At 70.1% G+C, this 16,072-nt stretch carries 15 protein-coding genes; 5 read left to right on the top strand and 10 right to left on the bottom strand.

What is annotated here, in order from left to right:
* Positions 1–2: 2 nt before the first annotated feature.
* The 4 genes from murQ to HALOF300_RS16510 all read left to right on the top strand — a co-directional run bounded on the left by murQ (position 3) and on the right by HALOF300_RS16510 (position 4,622).
* Complete coding sequence (gene murQ, locus HALOF300_RS16525; protein WP_156742021.1) at positions 3–965, top strand: N-acetylmuramic acid 6-phosphate etherase; 963 nt, start codon at positions 3–5, stop codon at positions 963–965.
* Positions 962–1,855 (top strand): MurR/RpiR family transcriptional regulator, encoded by an 894-nt coding sequence (locus tag HALOF300_RS16520; RefSeq protein ID WP_156742020.1) that lies wholly within the window; start codon positions 962–964, stop codon positions 1,853–1,855. Before murQ ends, HALOF300_RS16520 begins: the two co-directional genes overlap by 4 nt.
* Positions 1,856–1,895: 40 nt before the next feature.
* The gene (locus HALOF300_RS16515) at positions 1,896–3,428 is read left to right on the top strand and encodes a family 10 glycosylhydrolase (RefSeq protein WP_197522621.1); all 1,533 of its coding nucleotides are present in this window, start codon (positions 1,896–1,898) and stop codon (positions 3,426–3,428) included.
* A gap of 99 nt (positions 3,429–3,527) precedes the next feature.
* Positions 3,528–4,622 (top strand): LacI family DNA-binding transcriptional regulator, encoded by a 1,095-nt coding sequence (locus tag HALOF300_RS16510; protein ID WP_197522620.1) that lies wholly within the window; start codon positions 3,528–3,530, stop codon positions 4,620–4,622.
* Here HALOF300_RS16510 and HALOF300_RS16505 read toward each other — a convergent pair.
* From HALOF300_RS16505 to ptsP, 9 genes are all read right to left on the bottom strand, one after another.
* On the bottom strand, positions 4,597–5,028 hold the full coding sequence (locus HALOF300_RS16505; RefSeq protein WP_156742017.1) for an HIT family protein: 432 nt from the start codon (positions 5,026–5,028) through the stop codon (positions 4,597–4,599). The two genes, HALOF300_RS16510 and HALOF300_RS16505, sit on opposite strands and share 26 nt — an antisense overlap.
* Before the next feature lie 7 nt (positions 5,029–5,035).
* A complete protein-coding gene (locus tag HALOF300_RS16500) occupies positions 5,036–6,373 on the bottom strand; it encodes an ABC transporter substrate-binding protein (RefSeq protein WP_156742016.1) in 1,338 nt (445 codons plus the stop codon).
* 45 nt (positions 6,374–6,418) lie between these two features.
* Entirely contained in the window at positions 6,419–7,303 is an 885-nt protein-coding gene (locus HALOF300_RS16495) for a carbohydrate ABC transporter permease (protein ID WP_197522619.1), read from the bottom strand.
* A gap of 1 nt (position 7,304) precedes the next feature.
* Positions 7,305–8,267: a carbohydrate ABC transporter permease gene (locus HALOF300_RS16490; protein WP_156742015.1), complete on the bottom strand. Its 963-nt coding sequence runs from the start codon at positions 8,265–8,267 to the stop codon at positions 7,305–7,307.
* Positions 8,268–8,302: 35 nt separating this feature from the next.
* Positions 8,303–9,253 carry a D-2-hydroxyacid dehydrogenase gene (locus tag HALOF300_RS16485; protein WP_197522618.1) on the bottom strand — a complete coding sequence of 317 codons (951 nt, stop codon included), beginning with the start codon at positions 9,251–9,253 and terminating at the stop codon, positions 8,303–8,305.
* Positions 9,250–11,331, bottom strand: a complete 2,082-nt coding sequence (locus HALOF300_RS16480; protein WP_197522617.1) for an alpha-amylase family protein — start codon at positions 11,329–11,331, stop codon at positions 9,250–9,252. The genes HALOF300_RS16485 and HALOF300_RS16480 overlap by 4 nt, the downstream gene beginning before the upstream one ends.
* A gap of 233 nt (positions 11,332–11,564) precedes the next feature.
* Positions 11,565–12,446 (bottom strand): acyl-CoA thioesterase, encoded by an 882-nt coding sequence (locus tag HALOF300_RS16475; RefSeq protein WP_156742014.1) that lies wholly within the window; start codon positions 12,444–12,446, stop codon positions 11,565–11,567.
* A complete protein-coding gene (locus HALOF300_RS16470) occupies positions 12,443–12,868 on the bottom strand; it encodes a globin (RefSeq protein WP_156742061.1) in 426 nt (141 codons plus the stop codon). Before HALOF300_RS16470 ends, HALOF300_RS16475 begins: the two co-directional genes overlap by 4 nt.
* 129 nt (positions 12,869–12,997) lie before the next feature.
* Positions 12,998–14,686 carry a phosphoenolpyruvate--protein phosphotransferase gene (gene ptsP / locus HALOF300_RS16465; protein WP_156742060.1) on the bottom strand — a complete coding sequence of 563 codons (1,689 nt, stop codon included), beginning with the start codon at positions 14,684–14,686 and terminating at the stop codon, positions 12,998–13,000.
* 128 nt (positions 14,687–14,814) lie between these two features.
* On the opposite strand from ptsP, the gene HALOF300_RS16460 reads away from it, so the two are divergent.
* The gene (locus HALOF300_RS16460; RefSeq protein ID WP_156742013.1) at positions 14,815–15,054 is read left to right on the top strand and encodes a PTS transporter subunit EIIB; all 240 of its coding nucleotides are present in this window, start codon (positions 14,815–14,817) and stop codon (positions 15,052–15,054) included.
* 29 nt (positions 15,055–15,083) lie between these two features.
* Here HALOF300_RS16460 and HALOF300_RS16455 read toward each other — a convergent pair whose 3' ends face one another.
* The gene (locus HALOF300_RS16455) at positions 15,084–15,947 is read right to left on the bottom strand and encodes a mechanosensitive ion channel family protein (protein WP_197522616.1); all 864 of its coding nucleotides are present in this window, start codon (positions 15,945–15,947) and stop codon (positions 15,084–15,086) included.
* Positions 15,948–16,072 lie beyond the last annotated feature (125 nt).

Here is a 16,072-nt window from a genome sequence, read left to right as displayed (position 1 = left end):
CCATGGCCGAGAAGCCCCATGATTGGCGCGAGGTGCTGGGCCTGCGCTCGCCCACCGAGGAGCGCAACCCTCGTACCGAGGACGTCGACCGGCTCCGAACCGGTGACCTGGTGCGCCTGATGATCGCCGAGGACGAGGCCGTGCTGACGGCGGTCCGGGCCGTCGCGGACCAGGTGACGGCCCTGGTGGACCTCGCCGTGGAAGCCCTGAGCGTCGGTGGACGGATCCACTACAGCGGCGCCGGCACGTCCGGGCGGCTCGCCGTCCTCGACGCCGTCGAGCTGCTGCCCACCTACCGGGTGGGTCCCGAGACCGTCGTGCCACACCTGGCCGGCGGCGACCGCGCGATGATGCACGCGGTCGAAGGGGTTGAGGACGACCCGACGGCCGGGGCCGCAGATCTGGGCGATGTCGGCCCTGCCGACCTCGTCATCGGCCTCGCCGCCAGCGGCCGCACACCGTACGTGGGAGGTGCCCTCAGCCATGCCCGGGAGCGCCGGGCCCGGACCGCGCTGATCGCGACGAACCCCCGGGCCGCGCTGGCCGAGGACGTCGACGTGGCCGTCCTCGTCGACACCGGGCCGGAGGTCATCACGGGCTCCACCCGGATGAAGGCGGGCACGGCGCAGAAGATGGTCCTGAACATGTTCTCCACGGCTGTCATGGTCCGCCTCGGCAAGACGTACTCGAACCTGATGACCGAAGTCGCTCCAACGAACCAGAAGCTGCGTGCGCGCACGGTGCGGATGCTCGTGCAGGCCACGGACCAGGACCCCGAGCGCTGCGCGGAGGTCCTCGCCGCGGCCGGGGATGCCCGGACCGCACTGGTGGCCCTGATCGCAGGGATCGATGTCGCGCAGGCGCGCGAGCTGATCGCCGAGTTCCCGCCCGACGCGAACCGGATCGCCGATCCCGGTGGCGTCCGCTCTGCCGTCGCCGCCGCCCGCGGAGAGCGCCACGGATGATCCAAGCCCCATTGGTGTTGCGCCTACGCGGGGGCCTGGACCAGTTCCAGCCCTCGATCCGGCGCGTGGCCGAGTACGTGCTGGAGGACCCCCGGCGAGCCGCGCGGTCCACCATCACCGACCTGTCCGCGGCGAGCGGCGTCAGCCAGACGACTGTGATGCGGTTGTGCCACGAGCTCGGCCTGGCCGGGTACCGGGAGTTCCGGCTCGCCATCGCCGCCGAGACCGGCCGCAGCGATGCCGTCGCCGAGCGCGAGCTGCGCACCGGGGACATCGCCGAGGGTGACGATCTGGCCAGCGTGATCGCGAAGATCGCCTATGCCGATGCCCGCGCCGTGGAGGACACGGCCCGCTCCCTGTCCGTCCCGGAACTCGAGGCCGTGGTTGAGGCCATCGCGACGGCGGGCCGGGTGGACATCTACGGGGTCGGCGCCTCCGGAACGGTCGCAACGGACCTGCAGCAGAAACTGCACCGGATCGGGCGGGTCGCGTTCGCGCACGCCGACTCCCACCTCGCTCTCACGTCGGCCGCGCTGCTCGGGGAGCGGGACGTCGCGATCGGGATCTCCCACACCGGGACCACTATCGACACCGTCGAGGCGCTCCGGCTCGCCGGGGCACGTGGTGCTACCACGGTGGCTCTGACGAACGCCCCCGAATCGCCGATCGCGCGGCTCGCCGACCGCGTGCTGCTCACCGCTGCCCGGGAGACGACGTTCCGGTCAGGGGCGACCGCCAGCCGCCTCGCTCAGCTCACCGTCGTGGACTGCGTGTTCGTGGCGATCGCTCAGCGCACCTACGACGCCAGCCAGGCGGCGCTCGAGGTCACCCGCGCCGCCGTCGAGGACAGGAGGTACACCCGGACCCGATCCGGTCCCAGCGGGATCTGATCATCGACGATCACGACACATCTCGTACATGGAGGGGAACATGCGACGATCACTCGCAGCAGTACTGGGCCTGGCGCTCGTGCCGGCCCTGGCATTGGCCGGACCGGCCGCCGCGGACGAACCCGAGGAACAGTTCCGAGCACTCTGGGTCGACGCGTTCAACGTCGGCATCTACACGCCCGAGCAGGTCACCACGTTGGTCGAGGACGCGAGCGAGCTGGGCGTCAACGCCCTGATCGTGCAGGTCGGTCGGCGGTTCGACTGCTTCTGCAACGACGCGCTCTACCCGCGCACCGACGCGGCCGTCGACCCGGCGCCATACGACCCGTTGGCCGAGGTCATCGACGTGGCGCACGCGGCCGGGATCGAGGTGCACGCCTGGGTGAACGCCACCACGCTGTGGAACTCGGCCACGCCGCCCACCTCGCCGGAGCACGCCTTCAACGCGCACGGGCCCAGCGCGACCGGCGCCGACCGGTGGCTGAACCAGCGTGCGGACGGCACCGAGCTCGTCGGAAACAACTCCTACATCGACCCGGCAAACCCGGCCGCCGTCGACTACGTCGTCGAGGCGATCTCCTCGATCACGGACAACTACGACGTGGACGGGGTGAACCTCGACTACATCCGGTACCCGGACTACAGCGCCGGCGAGTTCCAGAACGACTGGGGCTATTCCGAGACGTCGCTGGCCCGGTTCGCCGCCGAGACCGGTCGCACGGACCGCCCGGCCGTCACCGACGAGGAGTTCAGCCAGTGGCGCCGCGACCAGGTCTCCGCGCTGGTGCGCAAGATCTACGTGGCGATGTACGGCTCCGATCCGAGTGACCGGCTCAGCATCAACGGCATCACGTACGCGTTCGGCCCGGTCAGTTACGGCGGTTGGGAGAACGCCCGGCCATACACGAACGTGCTCCAGGACTGGGTGGGCTGGCTGGACGAGGGCATCATCGACACGGTCACGGCGATGAACTACAAGCGCAACTGGATGCCGGCCCAGGCACAGATGTTCACGGAGTGGAACGACGCGCTCGTCGCCAACCGCGCAGACCGGCACGTGGTCAACGGGCCGGCGCTCTACCTGAACGAGTTGCCGGACATCGTGGCCCAGGCGGAGGAGACGGTGGCCGCCGGTTTCGACGGGTGGAGCGGATACTCCTATGCGAACTTCAGCGCCACGGCGACGGCGTCCACGGACCCGGCCGTCAAGGACGCCGAACGGGAGGCGGTGACCGCGGCCCTTCGGGCCGGGCCGCTCGCCGACGATGTCGTGGTACCCGAGATGGAGTGGAAGACCCAACCAACGGCCGGACTGCTCGAGGGCACGGTCACGCTTGGGACCGGCGCGGTCGCCGACCAGGTGGAGGTGCAGGTCCAGCCTCTCGGTCGCACACCGGGGGAGTCGTTCACGGTGACCACGGACGGGTCCGGGTGGTTCGCCGCCGTGGATCTCGCCCCTGGCCGGTACCGGCTGCGCGTGGTCGAGGACGGCGCCACCGGCGCGGGAGCGACGGTCATCGTCGTCGCCGCCGGTGTGATCACGCCGGCGGAGGTCACCGCCGGCGGGGTCTGAGGGTGCCTGCCCTCGTCGGCCCGGCCACTGAGAACGGGTCGGCGAGGGCGGCGGCGCGGCCCGTCCCGGCATGAGCCGAGTGCGTGTCAGGATATGGGCATGGATCGATCTAGTAGCGATGCCGACGCCACCCGTTCGCGCCGGGCGACGATCACCGACGTCGCCCAGCTGGCGGGGGTGTCGCGCTCGGCAGTGTCCCGGGTGTTCAACGCCCAGGGCGGCATCTCCGCTGCCACCGAGGAGCGGATCCGTGATGCCGCGCGCAAGCTGCACTGGACTCCGAGTGCCACGGCGATCGCGTTGCGCTCGGCCAGGTCCCGAACCGTGGGCCTCGTCCTGAACCGGCCGGGCGTCGCCAAGGACGGCGATCCAGAACTGCCGTCCGGGATGTTCACCGGTCTCGAGAAGGTGCTCGCCAGGCACGACTTCGGGCTGCTGCTGCACATCGCCACCTCCGCGGAGCACGAGGAGCAGACCTACCGTCGGCTGGCCGAGGCCCGTCGGGTCGACGGTGTCGTGCTCCTGGAGTCACGGGTCGGTGACACCAGGTTCGAGCTGGTTCGTCGCCTCGGGCTGCCCGCCGTGCTCCTGGGGACCCCGTGGGTCGAGGATCCGATCTCCTACATCGGTCACGGGCCGCGAGGCGCCGGGATGCGCGAGGTGGCCGAACACCTGCTCGAGCTGGGCCATCGGTCGATCGCCGCGGTGAGCGGGCCGGAGGACTACGTCGAGTCGAGCCACCGGGACCGGATCCTGCGCGAGGTGCTCGCGACGGGCGGCGCCGGTCTCGTGGCACATCACCCGGGGCCGTACACACCCGTCACGGCCGCCGAACGCACACGGGCGATCCTCGAGCAGCACCCCGAGATCACCGCCATCGTCTATGCGACCGACGAGATGGCGATCGCGGGGATGGCGACCCTGCGCGAGCACGGTCTGCGGATCCCCGAGGACGTCTCCGTGGTCGGGTACAACGGCACCGATATCGGCGCGTGGTACTCGCCCGCGCTCACGACGGTCCGGCGTGATGTGTCCCAGCGCGGTCGGGCGGCTGCCCGCACGCTCCTGGGCCTGATGGGAGTGACGGTCGAGGCGTCGGATGAGCAGGTCGTCGACCCGGAGCTCGTGATCCGCGCCTCGACAGCGCCCCCACGTGGGGCGGCGACGGCTACGGCCACCGCGACCGCAGGCTGAGCGCGATCCGGTCCCGTTCCTCCTCGCCGAGTGGGGTGTCCTGCGCGTTGTAGGCACCAATCTTCGCGCCGCGCCGGTCGGCCGGCAGATCCGCCATCCGCGGAACCAGGCTGAAGTGCAGATGCCGGATGCCCTCGGAGAACTGCATCACATAGGAGCGGTCCGCACCCACGGCGTCCACGAGCGCCCGTGTCCCCGCCCGCAGCACCGCGCCGAGTTCGGCCGCCTCACCTTCGGTCAGGTCTGCCAGCGATTCGACATGCCGCCGAGGAAAGACGAGCATCCAGCCAGGGAGGGCGCTGCGGTGCGCTATCACCCGCCAGTGCTCGGTCACCCGGACCCGCTCCCGGGGAGGCAGGGCGGACTCCGGTCGGGCATTCCCGGCGCAGAGCGTGCACTCGGTCATCGTCGCGTCACGAGCCCGTGAGGTAGCCGGCGGCATCGGAGACGAGGCGTGCGACCGCCTCGGTGACCGTGGCCTCGCCGTAGGCGATCTCCTCACCGATCCTGGTGAGGGCGCCGTTGAACTGCTCGGAGCCCTCCGGCCGGATGGGGAACGGCCGGGCCGGGTGCTGCATCTCCCGCGAGATCTGTTCGATGAAGGCGGTCTCCGCACCTTCGAGGTCGGGAGTGAGCCCGTCACGGATCTCGGAGGAGGACGGTGCGCCCTGGTTGAGTCGGGTGACATCGGCCGCAGCAGCGTCGTTGATGAAGAAGTCGATGAGTGCGGCGGCGACCTCGGGGGAGTCGGTGTTGGCCGCTGCGCTGATCAGGATCGGCGGGAAGAACCACCAGTCGTCGGTTGAGTCGGCGAAGGCGGGGGTGCTGAACAGGCCGAGCGGTGCCTCGGTGAGACCCGAGACGATCGTGAAGTGGTTCGTGCTGGACAGCCGCATCGCGGAGGTCCCGAGGACCAGGAAGTCGCCGGACCAGCCGGCGCCGTTGGCCTCGCTCTGGGAGTCGGCAGGCGGCAGCACACCCTCGTCCCGGAGCGTCTTCCAGAAGACGAACCATTCCTCGATCGCGGCCGGGTCGGCCGCGAGGGTGCCTTCGGGGGTGAACAGTTCCCCGCCTGCCTGTCGGATCCACGCCTCGAGGTGCCGGTGCGTGTCATCGAGCGTCGGGTCGTTGATCCCGAAGACGCCGGCGGCGGGGTCTGCCGCCTCACGGGCGGCAGCAGCGAGATCGTCCCAGGTCGCGATGTCGCCGCCGGAGACGCCGGCGGCGCCCAGCAGGTCCTCGGCCGTGATGAGCGCCTGACCGACGTAGTGCGTCGGCAGCGCGAACACACCATCGCCGACCGTCCCGCTGGCGACGCCGGCGTCACCGATCGCGCTGACATCGATCACGTCGTCGAGGTACTCGGAGAGGTCGAGCAGCGAACCGCCGGCGCCGTAGCGGCCGACGTGCGTGTCCCGCATCCATAGGACGTCCGCGAGGTTCCCGGCCGCGGCGGCGGTCGCCATCCGCTCCAGGTAGGGACCGAGGTCGGCGAACTCGGATCGGGTCGTGACGCCCTCGTGGTCGGCTTCGAACAGCTCGAGGGCGGCGTCATAGAGCTCGGTCCGGCTAGCGTCGCCCCACCAGGTCACGGTGAGGCTCGCGTCGCCGTCGGACTCCGACCCGGAACCACCGCCGCCGAATCCGGCACAGCCGGCGGTGGTCAGGAGTGCGCCGGCTGCGGCGGTGCCGAGGAAGGAGCGACGGGACAGGGGTGGGTTCGGGTCCAACGGGTTCGACGGGTTCAACATGGATTTCCCTTCAGGAGCGTCGTTGCTGGTGGCGGGCCGAGCCGGTTACTTCAGCCCGGTGGTGGCGATGCCGTTGATCAGGTGCTTCTGGGCGAACAGGAAGACGAGGAAGAGCGGCAGGATCGACAGGATCGACATCGCGAACATCGGGCCCCACGAGGAGGCTCCGGTCGAGTCCAGGAAGGCGTTCAGCGCGATCGGCGCCGTGTAGAGGGCGCGATCGGAGATGTACAACAGCGGTCCGAGGAAGTCGTTCCAGGTCCAGATGAAGGTGAAGATCGCAGCCACTGCGAGGGCGGGCCGCATCAGGGGCAGGATGATCCGCCAGAACACACCGAACGGTCCGCAGCCGTCCACGGTCGCGGCGTCGTCGAGGGTCCTCGGCAGGCCCCGCATGAACTGGACCATGAGGAAGATGAAGAACGCATCGACAGCGAGGAACTTCGGCACCACGAGCGGGAAGTACGTGTTCGTCCAGTCGATCGACTGGAAGAGGATGTACTGGGGCACGAGGGTGACGTGGAACGGCAGCATCAGCGTGGCGAGCATCGCAGCGAAGAGTGTCTTCTTGAACCGGAAGTCGAGCCGCGCGAATGCGTAGGCGGCCAGTGAGCAGGACAGGAGGTTCCCGAGCACCGAGATCGCCGCGATGACGAATGAGTTCAGGAAGAATGTCGAGAACGGGATGCCGAGCGCGTCCCAGCCCTGCGTGAAGTTCTCCGTCGTGAAGGTCGCGGGCCACAGGCCGGGGTCGGAGAAGATGTCGGACTCCGGCTTGAAGGCGCTCGCCACCATCCACAGGAGCGGATAGACCATGGCGACGCCTCCGAGCAGGACGACGCCATGCAGGACGATCCGACGCCACGGGCGACGTTGCGGCCTCACGGCCGCGGCGCGCATCACGGCGGGTTGCGTTGTTGTCGAAGTCATGTCATTCCCCGTCGTAGTGGACCCAGTACCGGGAGGTGAAGAAGGCTGCGCCGGTGAACAGGCCGATGACGACCAGCAGGAACCACGCCATCGCCGAGGCGTAGCCCATGTCGAAGTCGGTGAACGCCTTCTGGTAGAGGTACAAGGTGTAGAAGAGCGTGGAGTCGACCGGCCCGCCGGAACCGCCGGAGATGATGTAGGACTGCGTGAATGCCTGGAAGGCATTGATCATCTGCAGCACCAGATTGAAGAAGATCACCGGGGTGAGCATCGGCATGGTGATTCGTCGGAACCGCCCCCACGCATTCGCACCGTCGACGCTGGCTGCGTCGTACAGCTCCTGCGGTACCTGCCTCAGGCCGGCCAGGAAGATGATCATCGGGGAGCCGAACGTCCAGACATTCAGCACGATCAACGTCCCGAGCGCCCATTCGGGTGTGGCGATCCAGTTCGGCAGGTCGGTCATCCCAAGGGCACCGAGCGCCGTGTTGACGAGCCCGGAGCCGCCGAAGATCTGACGCCAGAGCAGCGCGATCGCCACGCTGCTGCCGAGCAGGGAGGGCAGGTAGTAGACCGAGCGGTAGAAGGCCAGGCCGCGCAGACCCCGGTTCAGCAGGGTCGCGAGCGCGAGCGCGAACGTCAGCTGGAGCGGCACAGAGACGAGTACGTACTTCAGGGTGACCAGGCACGCGCTGAGGAAGCGTGGGTCGTCGGTGAACATCCGGACGTAGTTGTCGAAGCCGACGAACGACAACCGGCCGAGCAGGTTGTAGTCGGTGAAGGACAGGTACAGCGACGCGATCATCGGCCCGAGGGTGATCCCGAAGAGCCCGACCAGCCAAGGCAGCAGGAACAGCCAGGCGGCCCACCTGCGCTTGCGCCGGCGGCGTCCCCGCTCGGGGAGGTCGCCGGTCGGGGGGACGGCGACGGTGGTCCCCGGGGGTGATGCGGTGTTCACGCTCATCAACGCCTCCTTTGGCGTAGCGGTGCCGGCTCCGGTCAGTACCCGGCGGCCTTGTCGACGATGTTCGCCAGCGGAGCGCCGTCCAGGAAACGCTCGAGATTTGCGAGGAAGATCTCGCCGCCGCGTGCGGCGGTTGCCCCGGTGGTCGCTCCGTTGTGCGGTGTCACGACGACGTTCGGCAGGTCCCAGAACGGACTCTCCGGCGGGAGTGGCTCGGTCCCGTGTGCGTCCAGGCCGGCTCCGGCGATCCAGCCCTCCTGCAGTGCTCTCAGGAGTGCCGCGTCGTCGGCGATCCCGCCCCGGGAGATGCAGATGAAGTAGGCGTGAGCGGGCATCGCCCGGAACGCGGCTCCGTCGAACAGCCCTTTGGTGTCGGCCGTCAGCGGCGCCGTGACCACCACGAAGTCGGCCCGTGCCAGTACCTCGTGGAGCCGTTCCGGTGCGAACAGTTCGTCCACGCCGGGCACGGGGCGCTCGACCCTGCGGCGGACGCCGAGCACGTGCATGTGGAAGGCCTTCGCCTTCGCGGCGAGGTCCGCACCTGCGTTGCCGAGCCCGACGATCGCGACCGTGCGGCCGTTGAGCTCACCGTGGGTGAACCGGTCCCAGCGGTGCTCGGCCTGGGCGCGCTGCCAGCGCGGTACGTCCCTGCTGAGCATCAGCATCAGCAGCATGGAGTGCTCGGCGAGTGGGATCCCACCGTTCCCGGTCGAGCTCGTCAGGGTCACGTCGCTGGCGAGCATCTCCTCCGACAGGTCGGCGTTCGCTCCCGCGGCCCAGCTGTGCACCCAGCGGGTGTTCGCCGCGGCCGTCAGCTGGCCCGGTCGCAGGGTGCCCGCGATCGCGGTGGCACGTGCCAGTGTGTCTGGGCTCGCGTCGGTGGCACTCGACACGATCTCCAGGACGCCACGGCCGGCCAACAGGGCCTCGGCGCGACTGCGTACCTGATCGTCGAGCGATCCGAAGGCGACGATGTGCTCGGTCAACTGTTCTCCTTGGTTGTGATCGTGATGACGTCGAACGTCTCGATGGCTGGCAGCAGCAGCTCGCCGGCAGGCGTCACCGGCACGTCCTGACCTGCTACGAGGGCCGTCGCCGCGGCGATGTGCAGCCCGCGCGGTGGCGTGATCCGAACGCCGGTGATCGGGATCGGGGGTCCGTAGGACCGTCGGCGCAGCCCGCTGTGGTTGATCAGGTGCACGACGATGCGCCCGTCCGCCGCGCGGTGCACGGTGTGTTCGAGCTGCTCAGGTGCCCAGAGGCGAAGGCAGCCCCAGGGATCACCGTCAGGGCCGGTCCGAGCACCCGGCACACTGCTCAGCAGCACGTCGCGGATCTCCCCTGTGCCGAGCCTGTCGTAGGTGCGACCGGCGGTCCACGGCAGGTAGGTGGCTGAGCCGACCCCGTAGGAGCGGGTCGCGAGGCCCGGTTGGTCGGTGGCCCGCTGGCCATAGGCCAGCTCGGGAGGCCCGTAGGGGGCCGGGCCGATGATGGTGAGCCAGCGGTCGATGTCCGCGTGCCAGGCCATGGTGCGCCGGGCGCCGAGGATGGGGACGGTGGGAGCCGTGTAGACGCCACTGTCGGCGGTGGACTCCAGTCCCGCGCTGACATAGGTACCCTTCAGCGACTCGACGTCGCCGACCACGGCGAGCTCCGCCGTCGCCGGCATCGACTCCAGCTGCACCCGGCCGCCGCTCATGCCGCTCGAGCCGGTGGCGACGAGCGTGCCGCCGGCCTCGACGAACGCGTCCAGGGCCTCGGCGGCGGCGGGAGGCAGGGGCCCGACGTCGGGGAGCACGAGCACGCCGAACCGAGCCAGCGAACCGTCCACGGCGAGCCGCGCGACCTCCTCCAGGGCAAGCACGTCGGCGGCCAGGTGGACCTCGGCGAGGGCGTCGAACCAACCGTGGAACTCCTCCGTCGCCCCGGCGGCATCGGCGGCTTCCCGGCCGGCAGCCGGCGGTCGGATAAGGGCGAGCGGCGCGATCGGACGGATGCCGGCATAGAGGTCCTGGTGATCACGGTGGAAGCGGGTGATCGCCCGGGCCGCGGGGAGCCCGGCGTACGGGATGTCCCCGGGCACGCCCATGATGTACGTCGACGGGGTTCCACCACGCGCGATCGTCTGGGCGAAGTAGGTGGCGAAGTGATGGGGTTCCTCGGCGGCCATGCGGTAGGGCATGTCCACGAACGCGACCGAGTTCACCAGGACCGGGGTGTTCTCGTGGGCCGTGCGGGAGGCGCTCACCGCGGCGGACGTCGCGTACGGCCACAGCGGACGTCCGATGGCGTTGTTCGCCTCGTGGAAGACGATGTCGCTGGAGTCACCGAGGATCAGTGCGGCCTCCGGCCGGCGGGACTTGATGTGGTCACGGATCCGCTCGGTCAGGGTGGCGACCGTCTCCCGGGCGTAGGCACGCCAGCGCCCGTACTCGGCGTCATCCGGACCCGCCGGCAGCCGCGCGTCACCGGCGAAGGCCGCGAAGCCCGCCACACACGCGTCGCAGTGACAGACACCGTGGTAGGTGCCCGCGTAGTCCACCTCGTTGAAGCCGAACCAGTTGCAGAAGAAGCCGTCGACGTCGTAGCGGCCGAGCACCTCGTCCAGGACATCGAGGGTTCGCTCCTGGTAGTAGCCGGCACTCGGGCACGTGCTCACCAGCCCCTGGTAGAGCTGGCGGCCGCCGTCCGCGTTCCGGAAGCACCACTGCGGGAAGAGGTCCGCGATCCGTGGGGCGATCTTGGAGAAGTCCATCCGCGCCATGAGTCGGATCCCACGGTCCTGGGCGCCCCGGAGGCAGTCGCCGAGCAGGTCGCCGCCCGGCCGGCGGGCCAGCAGCGGGTTGCGCGTCTGGAAGTCGAGATCGGTGGGATAGAAGGACACGATGCCGCCGGCGTTGACGAGCCAGGTGTCGGCGCCGTGGTCCTCGATGGCGTCGAGCACGGCCGCCACGTCGAAGCCGACATCGGTCTCGCGCAGATTGGTCTGGAACATCCGGAACGGTGAGTGCCACCAGCGGGTGGTCGGCTCCTGGTGCTGCTCCAGCGTGGACGTGGTCGTCACTGACCGGCTCCCTGTAGATCGTCGCGGCCCTGATCGGGCACGCACCGAAACTAGATCGATCTAGTAGGGATGTCAAGCCCATGCGACGCATGAAGAAGGTGAATCGTCCGTCGGGTACTAGATCAATCTAGTTCCCGCTCGGCGAGAACGCGCCGTGATGGGTGAAGACGTGTGGCCCGCTGCACAGCGGCGCGCGACCGGGCGCCCAATGCGGGAGCGCGTACGGACCAGGCCTATTCGCTTGGGATCTCCGGGATCCTCAACATGCCCTCCTGGGCGATCGTCGCGACCAACAGGCCGGAACGGTCGAATACCTTCGCGACACCGAGACCGCGTCCACCGCTGGCGGACGGCGAGGACTGCGCGTACAGCAGCCAGTCGTCCAGGTCGACGTCGCGGTGCCACCACATGGCGTGATCGAGGCTCGCCACGCTCGCGCCCTTGGTCCGCCAGCTGAGTCCGTGGCGACGCATGATCGGCTCGAGCATCACCTGGTCGCACGCGTAGGCGAGCATCGCGCGCTGCTGCAGCTGGCTGCCGGGCACCTCGGCCCGCGCGCGCATCCACAGGTACTGCGCGTCGGTCTGTTCGGCGGCCGGCTTGGTGAACAGGGCGCCGTCGACATGCCTCATGTCGAAGGCACCGTTGCGGTAGAAGAACGCCGCGATCGGGTGGTCGAGCGCGTTGAAGAACTCGACGGAACTGGCCAGCTCCTCCGGCTGCGGTACCTGCGGCATGGCCTCGGCGTGGTCGAGGCCCTGCTGCGGTTCCTGGAAGGAGGTGATCATGGACAGGATCGGCTTGCCGAACTGGATGGCGTGGGTACGCCGGGCACTGAACGAGCGGCCGTCACGCATCCGCTCGATCGAGAACGTGATCGGCTCGTCGAGGTCGCCCGGGCGGAGGAAGTAGCCGTGCACCGAGTGCGGGAGCCGGTCCTGCGCCACGGTCCGCCCGGCGGCGAGCAGTGCCTGGGCGAGCACCTGGCCGCCGTAGACCCGTCCGTGGATCTGCGGCAGGGACCGGCCGGTGAACGTGTCCTCGTCGACCTGGTCCAGTTCCAGCGCGGACAGCACGGCCTCGAGTGGGCGGGCCGGCTCCACTTCCTTGGTCACTGCGGCCCCCCGGGCTCTGCGGTGTTCACCAGGGAGAAGGCCGCGCGCTCGAGGTAGTCGAGCAGGGTGGCCTCGTGCAACGGTGCCAGGCCGGCCTCCTTGACCGCGACGGTCATAAGCTTCAGCCACCGGTCGCGGGCCGTGGGAGTCACCGGGTAGGGCGCGTGCCGCATCCGTAGCCGCGGGTGCCCGCGGGTGTCCGAGTACGTGGTCGGGCCACCCCAGTACTGCTCGAGGAACATCCGCAGCCGCTCCTCCGCCGGACCGAGGTCCTCGGGCTCCGGGTACATCGGGAACATGATGTCGTCGGTAGCGACCTGCTCGTAGAAGCGGTGCACGATGCGGCGGAACGTGGGCTCGCCGCCGATCGCCTCGTAGAAGGAGTCCGGCCGGCGGGCCGGCGGCGCATCGGCGCCGCGCAGACCGAGGCTGCGGCGTCCGGCCGGCTGGGGCGAGGCGGGGGAGGAGGCGGTACTCACCCGGTCAGCCTAATGCTCGCGCGCTCGCCGGCTCGCTCTGGCAGCCTGCCCGACGGCGGTGGGTGGCAGGCGTCACAGGCCCAGTTCGGCGAGAGCCGGCAAGGCGTCGCGGGCGGTCAGGCGGGCCGCGTCGGCGTTGTCGGTGCCGAGGGCGAGGGTGGCCGCGCGGCGGCACTGCTCGAGGGACGTCGCGGCCAGGACGGCGGCGACGTCACCGAGGGCTCGCGGGGTCATCGACAGGCTGGTCACGCCCATGCCGACCAGCACGGCGGCCAGTGCGGGATCGGCCGCCGCCTCGCCGCAGACCCCGACGGGCCGCGACTGGGCCTGCCCGCCCTCGCAGGTGGTTCTGATCAGGGACAGCACGGCCGGGTCCCACGGGGTCGACAGTGGCGCCAGGGCACCGAGCAACCGGTCTGCGGCCAGGGTGTACTGCGTGAGGTCGTTGGTGCCGATCGACGCGAACGCGGCTCGGGCCAGGATGGGGCCGGCCAGCAGCGCGGCGCTGGGCACCTCGACCATCACCCCGGCGGTCTCGAGGCCGTGCCTGGCGCACGCGGCGACGAACTCCTCGGCCTCGCCGACCCGGGAGACCATCGGCGCCATCACCCACACCTGGGCGGAGTGGGCAGCCGCGGCCGTCGCGATCGCGGCGAGCTGGTTCTCCAGCACGTCCGGGTTCTTCCAGGAGGTGCGGAAGCCGCGGACCCCGAGCGCGGGGTTCGCCTCGTCCGTGGGATTCAGGAACGGCATCGGCTTGTCCGCGCCGGCGTCGAGCGTGCGCACCACGACCTTCTTACCGGCGAACGCGGCGAGCACGGTGCCGTACGCCTCGACCTGCTCGTCGATGCTCGGCTCGGTGTCGCGGTCCAGGAAGCAGAACTCCGTGCGGAACAGTCCGACACCCTCGGCGCCAGCCGCCGCCGCGGGCTCGGCCTGAGCCACCTCGCCGACGTTCGCGAGCAGCTCCACGCGGTGCCCGTCACTGGTGGCGCCCCGCCCGGAGAAGGTGCGGGCCTCGTGGTGCTCGCTCGCCTGGGCGACCTCCTCGGAGGTGGGCACCAGGACCACGGCGCCCGATCCGCCGTCGACCACGATCACGGCGCCCTCGACGATCAGCGCGGCCGCCTCCCCGAGGCCGACGACGGCCGGGATGCCGAGTGCCCGGGCGAGGATCGCGGTGTGGGAGGTGGGCCCGCCCTCGGCGGTGATCAGGCCGCGGACCACGGCGGGGTCGAGCTGCGCGGTATCGGCGGGCGCGAGGTCCTGCGCCACCAGGATGAACGGCTCGGTGCGGGCCGGCACCCCCGGCGTAGGGACGCCGGTGAGCCGGGCGACGATCCGGTCCCGGACGTCGTGGACGTCCCGGACCCGCTCCGCGAAGTACCCGCCGAGCTCCTCGAACTGGGCAGCGACGGCGGCCGCCGCCTCCCACAGTGCCCGTTCGGGGCTGACCCGCTCGGTCGTGATGCGCTGCCGGGCGTCCTTGATCAGCGTGGGGTCGGTGGCGATCTGGGCGGTCGTCTCCAGCACCTCCTTGGCGGTGCCGGTCAGGGTCTGCGCCCGGGCCCTGAGCTCGGTGGCGACGGCGTCCGCGGCGGTCGTGAGGGCCGCCTCCGAGTCCTCGGGGGCAGCCGGGGAACGCCGCAACGGCGGCTCCGGTACCCCGGCGGCGAGGCGCACGGTGGGCCCGGCGGCCCGTCCGGGGGAGACGCCGACGCCCTGCAGCCTGGTGCCCCCGGCGGCCTCGGCGCTGTCCATCTCGACGTTACTCACGGTGGTCCGCCTTCCGTCGCACGGGGTTCGTCATATTGTGGCCAGCGCGCTGGGGGGCGGGCACCGGTTGTAGAGTGTCATTCATCACAGGACGATGCTTGTTGGGAGAAGAAGTGAGCAAGGCCGAGGACATCCTCGCCGCACTGGGAGGCGACGCGAACGTTGTCGACCTGGAGCCGTGCATCACCAGACTCCGGGTCGAGGTGAATGACCCGGCGCTCGTGAACGAGGAGGACCTGCGCACCCACGGTGCGTTCGGTGTGGTCCGTTCCGGCCGCGTCGTGCAGGTCGTGGTCGGCCCGGAGGCGGACGACCTCGCTGCCGACATCGATGGGCTCCGCCCAGGCAACTGAAGCCGGCGGCCCGGCCCGGCGAAGGCGCCTCACGGGGCGAGTTCGATGCCACGCTCGGCGAACGCCACGGCGATCCGGTGGCGCAGTTCGCTCGCGATCGACAGGTCATGGTCGGCGCTGACTCGCACCCGCCAGGTGAGAGCGACCAGGTCGGCGGTGACCTCCTGGATCAGGCACTCCGGCTCGAGGTGACTGACGACGTCCGCGTAGAGGTCCTCGTTTCGCATCTGCGTGGTGAGCTCGCTCAGCGTGGTCCGCACCAGGGTGAGGTCGGTGGTGCGCGCGACCCTGAGCTCCACCACCGCGTAGGCCCAGCCCTGCGTCAGGTTGGCGACCCTCAGGATCTCGCCGTTTCGGACGTACCAACGGCGGCCGTCGTCGTCACGGATGAGGGTGACCCGCAGACCTACCTCCTCGACCACACCGGAGGCGAGGATCCCGCCGCCGGTGCCGAGTTCCACTCGGTCGCCCACACCGTACTGGTCCTCGATGAGCATGAAACCGCCAGTGATCACGTCCTTGACCAGTGCTTGCGCCCCGAAGGCGACGGCGATGCCGACCACGCCGGCGGAGGCGATCAGGGGTGCCACGTTGACCCCGAGGGTGGTCAGGATCATCAGCACCGCGACGCTCCCGATGAGCGCGGTGGTCGTCGAGACGAGCACCGTCCGGAGCGTCTCTAGGCGCTGCTTGCGGCGCGGGTTCGGGGCGACCCCGAACTTCTCGGGGGCCAGTCGCAGGCCCTTCGCCTCGGTGGCGATCAGCCCGCGCACGGTCCGGGAGATCAGGAAGCGCACGATGACCGTGGTCAGGCTGGCCACCACGATGATGATCAGGACCGTCAGCGGCGCACCGGTCAGCGCGGCGACGACGTCGGGTGTGGGGGTCTTCACGTCCGTCAGCCTAACCAGCACCTCCGAGGATCCTTCCGCACCAGGTCTGCCTCCCCAACCGGGTACCACCCCTCGGGTCCCGGGCGTTGCCACGCGGACTATTGCCGCGCGCTCTGGCAAGATCA

The sequence above is a fragment of the Occultella aeris genome (assembly GCF_902703175.1).
Classification (GTDB): Bacteria; Actinomycetota; Actinomycetes; order Actinomycetales; family Beutenbergiaceae; genus Occultella; species Occultella aeris.
This window is presented reverse-complemented; position numbering and strand designations above follow the sequence as displayed.

Bases quoted from the DNA above. Each gene is read 5' to 3' on its own strand.
- HALOF300_RS16520 (WP_156742020.1), top strand. From the start codon at position 962: ATGATCCAAGCCCCATTGGTGTTGCGCCTACGCGGGGGCCTGGACCAG.
- HALOF300_RS16500 (WP_156742016.1), bottom strand. From the start codon at position 6,373: ATGTTGAACCCGTCGAACCCGTTGGACCCGAACCCACCCCTGTCCCGT.
- HALOF300_RS16495 (WP_197522619.1), bottom strand. From the start codon at position 7,303: ATGACTTCGACAACAACGCAACCCGCCGTGATGCGCGCCGCGGCCGTG.
- HALOF300_RS16490 (WP_156742015.1), bottom strand. From the start codon at position 8,267: ATGAGCGTGAACACCGCATCACCCCCGGGGACCACCGTCGCCGTCCCC.
- HALOF300_RS16510 (WP_197522620.1), top strand. From the start codon at position 3,528: ATGGATCGATCTAGTAGCGATGCCGACGCCACCCGTTCGCGCCGGGCG.
- HALOF300_RS16505 (WP_156742017.1), bottom strand. From the start codon at position 5,028: ATGACCGAGTGCACGCTCTGCGCCGGGAATGCCCGACCGGAGTCCGCC.
- ptsP (WP_156742060.1), bottom strand. From the start codon at position 14,686: ATGGACAGCGCCGAGGCCGCCGGGGGCACCAGGCTGCAGGGCGTCGGC.
- HALOF300_RS16515 (WP_197522621.1), top strand. From the start codon at position 1,896: ATGCGACGATCACTCGCAGCAGTACTGGGCCTGGCGCTCGTGCCGGCC.
- murQ (WP_156742021.1), top strand. From the start codon at position 3: ATGGCCGAGAAGCCCCATGATTGGCGCGAGGTGCTGGGCCTGCGCTCG.